Annotated in this window: 7 protein-coding genes; 2 read left to right on the top strand and 5 right to left on the bottom strand. The window is 60.2% G+C overall.

The window, feature by feature from the left end:
• The first annotated feature begins 41 nt into the window (after positions 1–41).
• Positions 42–1091 carry a lytic murein transglycosylase B gene (mltB, locus tag AC097W_RS03285; RefSeq protein WP_479600885.1) on the top strand — a complete coding sequence of 350 codons (1050 nt, stop codon included), beginning with the start codon at positions 42–44 and terminating at the stop codon, positions 1089–1091.
• Positions 1092–1094: 3 nt separating this feature from the next.
• Positions 1095–2045 carry an SPOR domain-containing protein gene (locus AC097W_RS03280; RefSeq protein ID WP_479600884.1) on the top strand — a complete coding sequence of 317 codons (951 nt, stop codon included), beginning with the start codon at positions 1095–1097 and terminating at the stop codon, positions 2043–2045.
• Here the strand turns inward: AC097W_RS03280 and AC097W_RS03275 are convergent.
• The 5 genes from AC097W_RS03275 to AC097W_RS03255 form a co-directional block, all read right to left on the bottom strand.
• A complete protein-coding gene (locus AC097W_RS03275; RefSeq protein ID WP_479600883.1) occupies positions 2032–3720 on the bottom strand; it encodes a sensor domain-containing protein in 1689 nt (562 codons plus the stop codon). The two genes, AC097W_RS03280 and AC097W_RS03275, sit on opposite strands and share 14 nt — an antisense overlap.
• Positions 3721–3725: 5 nt before the next feature.
• Positions 3726–4619 (bottom strand): HDOD domain-containing protein, encoded by an 894-nt coding sequence (locus AC097W_RS03270; RefSeq protein ID WP_479600882.1) that lies wholly within the window; start codon positions 4617–4619, stop codon positions 3726–3728.
• Between the two features lie 22 nt (positions 4620–4641).
• A complete protein-coding gene (locus tag AC097W_RS03265) occupies positions 4642–6732 on the bottom strand; it encodes a putative bifunctional diguanylate cyclase/phosphodiesterase (RefSeq protein ID WP_479600881.1) in 2091 nt (696 codons plus the stop codon).
• A 67-nt stretch (positions 6733–6799) separates the two neighbouring features.
• Entirely contained in the window at positions 6800–10021 is a 3222-nt protein-coding gene (locus AC097W_RS03260; RefSeq protein ID WP_479600880.1) for a bifunctional diguanylate cyclase/phosphodiesterase, read from the bottom strand.
• 31 nt (positions 10022–10052) lie between these two features.
• Positions 10053–11012, bottom strand: a complete 960-nt coding sequence (locus AC097W_RS03255; RefSeq protein ID WP_479600879.1) for an alpha-E domain-containing protein — start codon at positions 11010–11012, stop codon at positions 10053–10055.
• Positions 11013–11021: the final 9 nt, after the last annotated feature.

Here is an 11021-nt window from a genome sequence, read left to right as displayed (position 1 = left end):
TCCATCTTTCAATTGCTACACTTTTTATAGCTGCCTGCGCAATGAATGCCGGGGCTACAGCCCATAAACACCATAAAAGCAAGAAGAAGGCGGCTCCGACGGCTTCGGAAAAATCCCCTGCAGAACCCACCGGACCGCTATACGCCATGCGCCCGGAAGTCATGCTGGTGGCCGACGACATTGCGACCCGACGCGATCTGGACCGTGACTGGGTGCGCCAGGCGATCGGCCAGGCGCACTACATGCCGTCTGTTGCCCGGGCGGTTACGCCACCCTCCGTGGGCACCGCCAAGAACTGGGCGGTTTACCGCAGCCGCTTCATTGACCCGGTGCGCATCCGTGCCGGTGTCAAGTTCTGGCAGACCAACCGCGAAACCCTGGAGCGGGCCGAGCGGGAGACGGGTGTGCCTGCTGCCATTATTGTGGGCGTCGTGGGCGTCGAGACCATTTACGGCCAGCAAACCGGCAACTACCGGGTCATCGACGCACTGTCCACTTTGGCTTTTGATTTTCCGGCCGTGCATCCCAAGGCCACCGCACGCGCCGCTTTTTTTCTGTCGGAGCTGGAAGCCTATCTGAGCCTGACCCACCGCACCAGCACCGACCCAATGGCGCTGCGTGGCAGCTACGCGGGCGCCATGGGCATGCCGCAATTCATGCCCTCGAGCTGGAGCAAATACGCGGTGGATTTTGATGGCGACAGCCGGGTTGACCTCTTCAACAGCCCTGCTGATGTAATTGGCTCCGTCGCCAACTACTTCAAGTCGTTTAATTGGCAGCGCAACATGCCCACCCATTACCCCGTGCGGCTGAGCGCTGAAGGCGCAGACAAGGCTGCACTTCTGGCCCCTGACATTCTGCCCACGTTCACGCCAGCGGCATTTGCGGCCCAGGGTGCCGAGCTGGATGGCGCAGCCCTGCAACACGCGGGCCCGCTGGCCCTGGTGGAACTGCAGAACGGCGATGCCCCGCCGCTGTATCTTGCTGGAACCGAGAATTTTTACGCCATAACACGCTACAACTGGAGCAGCTACTACGCCCTTTCGGTCATTGAACTGGGCCAGGAAATCGCCGCCGCCATGCCAAAATAAACCATGCCTGCTGAAACCACTGCCCCGAACGTAGAAAGCGACGTTACCTCCGCGCTCTACCGCGCGGCGATCGGCCCGATCAGAACGGACCATTACCTGCGCCTGTTCACGCACTTTGAAGCGGCGGACCGCCCCGGCATCCACTGGAATTGGGCGGCCAGCCTTTGCACACTGAACTGGATGGCCTTTCGCCGACTGTGGGGGGCCGCGCTAGCCTATATGGGCGCACTGGTGGGACTGGCCTTGCTCATTTTTGGCATTGGCCGCCTCGTATTTCAGTTGTCTGGCATGGCCGAATTCACGCTGATGCTGGTATTTTCCATACTGGCCTTTGTGGTGCCCGGCTTGTTTGGAGACGCTGCTTTCTACATCCATTGCAGAAAAAAGATGACACAGGCACTGCAAGCCAACGACCAGGTTGAAGACGCCTGCGCCCTTTTACAGCGCCGCGCAGGCACCAAGCGACGCCTGATCGGGCTGGCACTGGTCAATCTGGTGTTCCTGGGTGCGCTGGCTGGCCTCTACAGCGTGTTTACCGAAGTCAGCACCTTGGCGAACAGCGCCTTGCACCGGGACACACCCGGTAATCTGGCCATCGGCCGCGCGACGGAAGCCGTCCCGACACCGAATACGGCGCCGACACCCCTGGCTGCCGCGGTCTCGTCGCCCACCGTGCCGGCATCTGCACCCCAATTGCCGACAAAGGTACCGGCGAAAACTGCCGAGTCACACTATGTGATCAATGTCGGATTGTTCGCCAAAGACAACAACGCCCGCAACGCACACGCCAGGCTGGTGGATGCCGGACTGCCCTCTTTCACCCAGGTCCTGGAAACATCCAAAGGCAAACGCACCCGCGTGCGCGTGGGGCCCTTTGAAACCGAGGCACAAGCCCGGGAAGCGGTTGAAAAGATTCACGCGCTCAAGCTGGACGCCGTCATCATCCAGCAGTAGGCACTCCTGCGAGACCGTCGAAAAACTGGAAATTATTTTTCCCTTTTTCCTTGGCCGCGTACATCGCACGGTCGGCATTTTTCATGATGGACTGCTCGTCCCATGCTCCGGCCGAAACCATGCAGATTCCGATGCTGACTGACACACAGCAGGCGTGTCCGTTAAACGGCACAGGTTCGCTGGCCGCTGCCAGAATCTTGTGCGCCACCACGGCAACCTGATCCGAATCGCCCACATCCTGAATCAACACGACAAACTCGTCACCACCCAGGCGGGCTACCACGTCAGTGCCACGCAAACACTGATTCAAACGGCTGGCAAACTCCTTGAGCACAAGGTCGCCCGCATCGTGCCCCAAGGTGTCGTTGATCGCCTTGAAATGGTCCAGGTCAATGAAAAGAACGGCCAGCTTTCGGTCATTGCGGCGCGCTGATCGAACGGCAAGCCCAAGCATTTCATGAAACAGGACCCGGTTAGCCAAACCGGTCAGGCCGTCGTGTGTAGCCAGATGCTGAATGCGCTCTTCGGCCAGCTTCTCGCGCGTAATATCGCGTCCAACGCCACGGTAGCCGTTGAAGCCTCCATGGGCGTCCCGCAGTGTCTCTCCACTGACCCGTATCAGTCGCGCCGTGCCATCGGCACAGGTGCATCGCAACACCGCCTCCCGAAAAGGCTGGTGCTGTTGCAGCAGCGCGTTGTGAGCCGCTGCATCCCCGCTGACTTCAAACCCGAGCTCGCCAAACGTTTTGCCCATTTCGGAATCAAAGCTGGGCCCGTCACCGGTAATATGCTGCCCCTCCATGCGGGTGAAGCGCAGTTCGGCATCCTGCTCCCAAAACCAGTCCGACGATAACTCGGTCAAGCTGCGAAACCGTGCTTCGCTTTCCCGCAACGCACGCTCGGCACGCACGCGTTTCGTGACGTCGGTGTAAATGGTGACGAAGCCGCCGCCCGGAATGGGGCGTCCGCAGATGTCGATCACACTGCCATCGGGGCGATCGCGCTCAAACTGGTGCGCCTCGAACCGGCGCGCCAAGGCAACACGGCTACGCACCTGCTCTTCGACATCTCCTGGGCCGTAATCACCACGCTGGGCGTTGTAGAGAATGAAATCCGAGAAGTGGGCACCCGGAGCACACAACGCGAGCGGGAAATCCAGCAACTCCGCAAACCGGCGGTTGACGGCGAGCATATTCAGGTCACCGTCGACGATGCTGATGCCCTGATCCATGTGAGAGAAGGTGTTGTCCAGCAGGCTCTCGCTTTGCTGCAACGACAGCACCGCCTGTTTCGCGTCCGTGATGTCTTCAACCATCCATACTGTTCCACGGTCAGGGCGATTGGGTTCAACCGCCTTCGCGTAGACACTGCACCAGACCAGACTGCCGTCCCATTTGCGCAACTGGCAGTCGGCATGAAAAGAATCGCCTGCGTTGAGCAGCGCACCCGCATCGATTGCAAACCGTGCATAACTTTCCTCGTCCGCATGCATGATGCTCGCCGGTTTTCCCACCAGCTCGTCTGCCGCGCGGTAGCCAAAGATCTCTGCTGCACGCGGATTGCAGCGCAGGACGATCCGGTCGCGCGTAAAAACGATTCCAATGGAGGCGCTCTCCAGGATCGCAGTCAACTCATCGGCGCTGCGTTGAAGCGCTGCGATTGCAGCAGGGCCCATCTGGCTCATCCCAGGGCGACGTTCTCAAACAGTGTGTGCAGGGCGTCAGACCAGACTTCGACTTCAGCCTCCTCCACGCCCAGGTAGGCCAGACACGCCGCACCATGATCGGTCCACTCTTTTTGTGTATCCGCTTCCTCGTGCAAGGCCACCAGGTGCTCGGCCACCAAGCCCGCGCACACCAGCGTACGCACCTCGGCCGGGACGGTGTCGTCCCGCACGATGGTGAAGTCATGGTGCAGGCGCACCGCCTGATAGATCGGCGACGGCAAGCGCCAGGTCCGCGCGACAATGGCGCCCACCACGGCATGGTCGGTCTTGTGCGCTGCATTTTCAGTGGCCGTAAAGCTGCGATCCTGCCGCGCCAGCGCCTCTACCAGCGTGCCGGAATAGCCGCGAACGCCCTGCATCAAAATTGGAATGCCGACATGGCAAAACAGACCGCAGGTGTAGGCCAGCTCCGGATCCACGCCATACAACTGGCGTGCGATGTGCGCCATGGCCAGGGCCCTGCGGGTTGAGGTTTCCCAGAAATGCTCCAGCACCGGCGAGTTGATGCGAATGGCGGTACGCAGCAAAAAGGCCGTCAACAATTTCTCGGTCATGCGCACACCCAGCAGACCCAATGCCTCCGAAACCGAGGTAACGGGCCGGGAGCGGGCGTAAAAGGGGCTGTTGGCAGTCCGGATCAGCGATGCCGCCATGGCCACATCCCGACCGGCAATATCCGCAATGACCTGGGGATCAGGGTCTTCTTTATCCATCTCTGTACGCAGCGCCACCAGCAATTCAGGACACGAAGGAATATTGATATCACGCAACGAACCCGATGCAAGCGCCTGATCCAGCTCGCGGTCGGTGTCGTTGATGGAAAGCCTTGAAGGTGCCTTGGTGTGCATGCAGGTCCAGATTGGGGTGATGTCAATGGTCGCCGTTGGAACGGCGTAAAAAATCTTCAAACTCACTGAGCGGCATGGGCCTGGCATACAGGTAACCTTGGGCAAAGTCGCAATTTGCTGCGGACAGCAGGTCACGTTGCTCCACCGTTTCCACGCCTTCGGCAATTACTTTGAGGCCCAACTTGTGGGCCATGACAATGATGGCCTCTGCAATCGCCCGATCGCCTGCATCGGTGGTCATGTCGCGTATGAACGATCGATCAATTTTGAGATAGTCGATGTCAAACTTCTTCAGATAGGACATGGACGAGTAACCCGTACCAAAGTCGTCAAGGCTGATCTGAATCCCCACCTCGCGGAATTGAAAAAGCTTGTTTGCCACGTCCTGTCGGCTGTCCATCAACAGACCCTCCGTAATTTCGATACTGATCAGGCTGGGATGCAAATCGATCTCGCGCAAATACTCAATCCACTGCTCATGGGTACGTCCGGTCGCAAACTGCCGCGGCGACTTGTTCACCGCCACCTGGATACTTCCAACGCCCATGCCCTGCCACCGTTTGGCAGCTTGCGCGGCCTCGCGAAAAACCCAGTCACCGATCTGCTGGATAAGCCCCACTTCTTCTGCGATGGGAATAAAGTGGTCGGGTGGAACCATGCCGAGCACCGGATGCTTCCAACGCAGCAGGGCTTCAGCCTTCACCACCTGGCCATTGGTCATGTCAACAATGGGCTGAAAGTAGACTTCGAGTTGATGGGCAGCCAGCGCGCCGCGCAATTCGTTCGCCAGCTCCAAGCGATACCGTGATCGCTCCTGCAGGGCGGGTGTGAAATAGCTGAAGCAGGAGCGCCCCTGGGCCTTGGCGGCGTACATGGCCTGGTCGGCATACGACACCAGGGTGTCCATCTCCTGCGCATCATCAGGAAACAAGGCAATTCCGACACTGGCAGATACGTAGGCCATATGCCCGTTTACCTGAAAGGGCTGCATCAGCGATTCAATCACGTTCATCGCAACCTGTCCAAGCCCCGCAGGCTCGGTAATTTGCGGCAAGATCACCATGAACTCATCGCCACCCAGGCGTGACACACTGTCCGACTCGCGCACACTGGCGCTAATGCGTTTGGCGGCCTCCACGAGCAAGCGGTCGCCCGCCTCATGCCCCAGGGTGTCGTTGACTTCCTTGAAGCGATCCAGGTCCACCAGAAGCAGTGCGCAGCTTTCGCCCGTCCGATGGCTGCGTTTGATCTCCTCACTCAGGCGATTTCGGAACATGCGCCGGTTGGGCAACCCGGTGAGGGAGTCGTAGTTGGCCTCATCCCAAATGCGTTGCTCCATGCGCTTGCGCTCGGATATATCCAGCATGACGGTAACCAGGCCACCGACTGAGCCATCCGACTTGTTGAATGTGGCCTTGTAGAGCAGCATGTCACGCGCAGCTCCATCCATATGGGGCAATTGAGCCTCGGAAACCTCGATACCCGGGTTGTCCAGAAGCCGCTGGTCTGCTGCCTGCATTTTGTCGGCGACAGCACGATAGGTCGTGCCGTGCACCGTACGCCCCAGCAAGCGCTCGCGGGGCTTGCCAACCATTTCCTCAAATGCTTTATTGCAGCCCAGATACCGGCCGTGTTCGTCCTTGTAGGAAATCGGGCCGGGAATGGTGTCAATCAGCTGTTCAACAAAGTGCAATTGGTCGAGCAACTTGCGTTCAGCCGTCCTGCGGGCGGTAATATCAACCAGAGTGCCCACGATGGCAGGCTGGTCATCAATCGCCGTGGTCATGCCAAAGATTTCTACCTCAAATCGGGTCCCGTCTTTCTTCAGACCCAGAAACTTGTAGTGACCCGTTCTGGCTTCACCGCTGAGCCGGCTGGCGATACCCGCCGCGACGCGGGGCCAGTCTTCCGGTGCGACTACATCTCTGGGGCCGACCGGCCCGCACAAATCGGCCTGGGAATAGCCAAAAATCTCGGCGAACCGCGGATTGACGTACAAATATCTGTCGCCCTGAATCACATACAAGCCAACGATCTCATTGCTGGCGAAACCCCGTAGCAAGCTGCTGGCGGAGCCAAGAATACGATCGATATGGGCGTCGCCGTCAAGCATCAGTGGGGGCTGTGTTCATTTGATCGCCAGATGATAACCCGCGGCAACGGCTACGCCGGGACGGTCATTAAATCAGGTCTGCGGCACGCCGCCTGGGGTGCAACGCAGGCTCCTGCAACCACAATGCCAGTGCATCTGCGGTGAGGGGACGGGCAAACAGGTAGCCCTGCAGTTCGTCGCAACCCATATTCTTCAATTCGCGCGCTTCCTCTTCCCGCTCCACCCCTTCTGCAACCACCTGCAAACCCAGCGTATGCCCCAAGGCCACAATGGCGCGGGTAATGGCGAAATCGGTCGGATCCTCCAGCATGTCGTGCACAAACGACTTGTCAATTTTGAGCTTGTCGATGGAAAAGCGTTTGAGGTAGGCCAGACTCGAATAACCGGTTCCAAAATCATCAATGGACAACTTGACCCCCAGTGCCTTGAGGCTGGCCAGTTGCTGCTGCGCCGCATCCGCGTTGCCCATGAGCTGGGACTCGGTGATTTCCAGCTCAATACGGGCGGGATCAGCCGCACTGGACCGCAGACTCTCTTGCAGATGGGTACTCAGCGCCGGGTCCGCCAGCTGGGTCACCGACAGATTGATAGAGAGGTCCACCGGACCTATGGCACCATGGCTCCACCGAGACCACTGCGCACAGGCCTCATCAATGACCCATGCACCGATACCGCGAATCAGACCGGTTTCCTCAGCAATCGGAATGAACTGGTCGGGGCCGACCAACCCGAGCTCCTCGCTGTGCCAGCGCAGCAAGGCTTCGACGCCCAGAAACTCGCGGGTCTGCGCACTCACACGGGGCTGGTACAACAGCCTGAACTCGCCCCGCTCCAGCGCCCCGCGCAGACACCGCTCCATGGTCTGGCGCTGACGCACCACATCGTCGATTGCCGGCACGTAAAAACGGGCCCTGTCCCGCCCGGCTGATTTGGCTTCGTACATGGCGGCGTCCGCCCGGCGCATGAGTTCAGCCAGATCCGTACCGTCATCCGGACAAATGGCGACACCCACGCTGCAGGACACAGACAACTCATGGCCCTCCACATGATGACCCTGGCGAATGAGCGGTATCAGCCGGTTGTCCACCTGCTCGCGCACATCGTCGCCGTCTTTGACACCCCGCAAGAGAACGACGAACTCGTCCCCACCCAGCCGGCTGACCGTATCCCCTGCGCGTACCGCCTGGCTGAGCCGTGAGGCCACCGATCGCAGGAGGCCATCGCCAATGTGGTGGCCCAGCGTGTCGTTGATGATCTTGAAGCGATCCAGGTCGATGAACAGCACCGCCACCCGCTCCCCGCTGAGTTCGGCTGCCACCAGTGCGCTGCGCAGGTGCTCAACACACAAGGCGCGGTTGGGCAAGCCGGTGAGGACGTCGTGCTCTGCCAGGTACTGCACTCGGGCCTCGGTTCGCTTGCGGTCCGTGATATCAACCGAGATACCGATGTAATGCGAGATTGCGCCCTGGCGGGCCGACTCCCGCACCGCCGAAATCATGAGCCAGGCCGGATAGGTGTCACCCGAGCGCCGGCGCACCATCACCTCGCCCTGCCAGGCGTCCCGCTCCTGAATGGCCGCGCCGATACGGATTGTCAGCGCGCGGGCGTCCGGACTGTCCAGCAGCAGCGTCAACTGCTCACCGACCACTTCGTAATAGTCATACGACGTGCTGCGGCAAAACGCGCGGTTGACGCTCAGAATCCGTTGCGTCTCGTCCATGATGACGATGCTCTCGGACGATGCTTCAAACACTTTGGACCACAGTTCCAGGCGCTGCTCCATCAGCTTCAGCACATTGATGGGCGTGAAGGACGTCAGCACCGCGTCGCGCCCCTGGTACGTCAACCGCCGGGCAGAGAGTACGGCCCAGGACGGCTCCTCGCCACCCAGCCAGCGCACTTCGAATTCGTCGACCGAGTCCTTGTCTGCCAAGCGTTGAAAGAAGCGGTTGCGCACACCCGGCTCCAGACCGTTGCGCCAGGGGTCGCTGCGCTGCCCGCCCAGCCAGGGCATGGCCGGAGCGTTGGCGTGCAATACGTCGTGGTCGGGTACCGACGTCACCACCATGGCAATCGGCATGGACTCCAGCAGTTCCTGCTGCGCTACCGCTGCGCGGGCACTGGCGGCCATCTCCTGCTGGGTTAGTCGGTCCTGGTCCAGCTGTGCCAGCATGTCGTTGAAGGCGGTTACCAACTGCCCGATTTCGTCCTTGCTGTGCCATTGCGCGCGCCGGGTGTACTCGCCCGTCAGGCGCACAGCACTTGCCACCAACGCCAGACTCTTGAGCGGACGCGCTATTTGCTGTGCCACCACATAGACCAGGCTGAGAATGCAGCCCAGCAGCAGCAACGCGGTTCCCAAATGCAGCCACATGCGCGAAAATTGACCGTCCACCCGCGCCTGGAGCAGTTGATTCAGCTGCGTCAGGCCCGTGGTCCAGCTTGTGCCCAGAGCCTGCAACACACCGGTGTACGTCGCATCCAGCATGCGCGACTCGTCTGCTGTAGCCGGCTGGTCTACCATCTGGCGGATCACGGGTATGAATCTGCCCAGCTGCTCGTCCAGCTGCAATTGAACCGGCCTCAAAGCGGCTTGAAGCTGCGGAGACCCGGCCAGCGTGGCCTGGGCCGCGTCCGCACGCACACCCTCCGCCACCGCTTCGATGCGCCCCGCCAGAATCAGCAAACGGGTCCGCTGGTCCTGGCCTGGAAAGGCCTCTGAACGGTAGGTCTTTAGAAACTCCACCGTCTCGTGCATCACCTGCAGCAATTCCGGATAACGCAGCACCGTGAGGGACATCACGTAGTAGCTATCCAGATCGGGATCGAGAATCAGGTTGGACTGGTTGCCCACGGCCGTCACCAGCGTGCGTCCTTGCGCGAAAAGGGGTGACAGATCGGCCGAGCCCGCAGGGCGCGATGTACCGCTCTGTATCACCTGTACCGTCTCGATGATTTGCGGACTGACGGCCACGGTTCCCAAGTCCGGGTCCCATGCAGCGCGGGCCTGCGCCAGCCGCTGCAGAGACTGCCCACTCTCGCCCGGCTGGGCGGCGGCCGGCAGGGCACTGCCCATCATGACCTGGCGCACGGCATCGGTGTAATTGACACCCACAATTTCCTTGCGGGCGAAGTCAATCGCCAGGTATTTTTCGTGGATCAGAATGCCCGAGATGTAAATCACGGCCGTCAGATCCAGCAAGTAGATCAGGGTGAGCTTGCGGCTGACACTGAGCGTACCCAACCAGCCCAAGAACCGGCCCACCCAGCCTGGCGGCGCATTTTTCACACTGAAACCTGCCAACCCGGATAGTCAATAATCATGCGGTTGTGGCCACCAGAAACTCACGGCTGATGTGGGCACCCAGGTCGTTCACACGATCGAGGAACTGCGTCAGGTACGCATGCAAACCGGTGGCCAGAATTTCGTCAATGCGGCCATATTGAAGCTCTGCACGCAGCTTGCCTGCGCGGCGCAGTGTTTCACTGAGCGGGTCACTCGCCACCAGCCCCAGGTTGTTGACCACCTCGTTCAGGCTGGCGTGCAGGGAGCGCGGCATGTCGGGCCGCAAAATGAGCAAATCGGCCACGCGCTCGGGTTTGATGACATCGCGGTACACCTTGCGGTACACCTCAAAGCCCGAGACGCTGCGCAAAATGGCGCTCCAGTGGTAGAAGTCGTACTCCTGGTCTTTCCCGTTGGCCGTGCCAAAAAAGTCGCTTTGAACCGCGTGAAACTTCACATCGACCAGGCGAGCCGTGTTGTCGGCCCGCTCCAGGAAAGTGCCCAGGCGCATGAAGTGCAGTGCCTCGTCCATCAGCATGGTGCCTACGGTGACACCCCGTGAGAGATGCGAGCGAAACTTGACCCATTCAAAAAACTGCGCAGGGTCCTGCTCGAACTCGCCGGACTTGACCATGCGTTTGACTTCCAGCCAGGTCTGATTCTGGGTCTCCCACACCTCGGTCGTCAGCGTGCCGCGCACGGCGCGGGCGTTCTCTCGGGCAGCGCCCAGACACGACAGAATGGACGACGGATTGCTCTCGTCCTTGACCATGAAGTCCATCACATCGCGGGCTTCAATGGCACCAAAACGCTCGGTGTAAGTGGGCAACAGTTCGCTGATGCTCAGCAAACCTTGCCATCCCACTTGTGCCACCGCATCGGACTGGGGCAGCAGCGCGGTCTGGTAATTGACATCCAGCATCCGAGCGGTGTTTTCCGCGCGCTCGGTGTACCGGGACATCCAGAAGAGGTGATCGGCAGTGCGTGACAGCATGAATAGTCT

The organism is Rhodoferax sp. GT1R46 (assembly GCF_056521285.1).
The sequence above is the reverse complement of the archived record's forward strand: the minus strand, read 5'-3'. Positions and strand labels throughout refer to the sequence as shown.

Coding starts and splice junctions, on each gene's coding strand:
- mltB (WP_479600885.1), top strand. CDS start 42: ATGAATGCCGGGGCTACAGCCCATAAACACCATAAAAGCAAGAAGAAG.
- AC097W_RS03280 (WP_479600884.1), top strand. CDS start 1,095: ATGCCTGCTGAAACCACTGCCCCGAACGTAGAAAGCGACGTTACCTCC.
- AC097W_RS03275 (WP_479600883.1), bottom strand. CDS start 3,720: ATGGGCCCTGCTGCAATCGCAGCGCTTCAACGCAGCGCCGATGAGTTG.
- AC097W_RS03270 (WP_479600882.1), bottom strand. CDS start 4,619: ATGCACACCAAGGCACCTTCAAGGCTTTCCATCAACGACACCGACCGC.
- AC097W_RS03265 (WP_479600881.1), bottom strand. CDS start 6,732: ATGCTTGACGGCGACGCCCATATCGATCGTATTCTTGGCTCCGCCAGC.
- AC097W_RS03255 (WP_479600879.1), bottom strand. CDS start 11,012: ATGCTGTCACGCACTGCCGATCACCTCTTCTGGATGTCCCGGTACACC.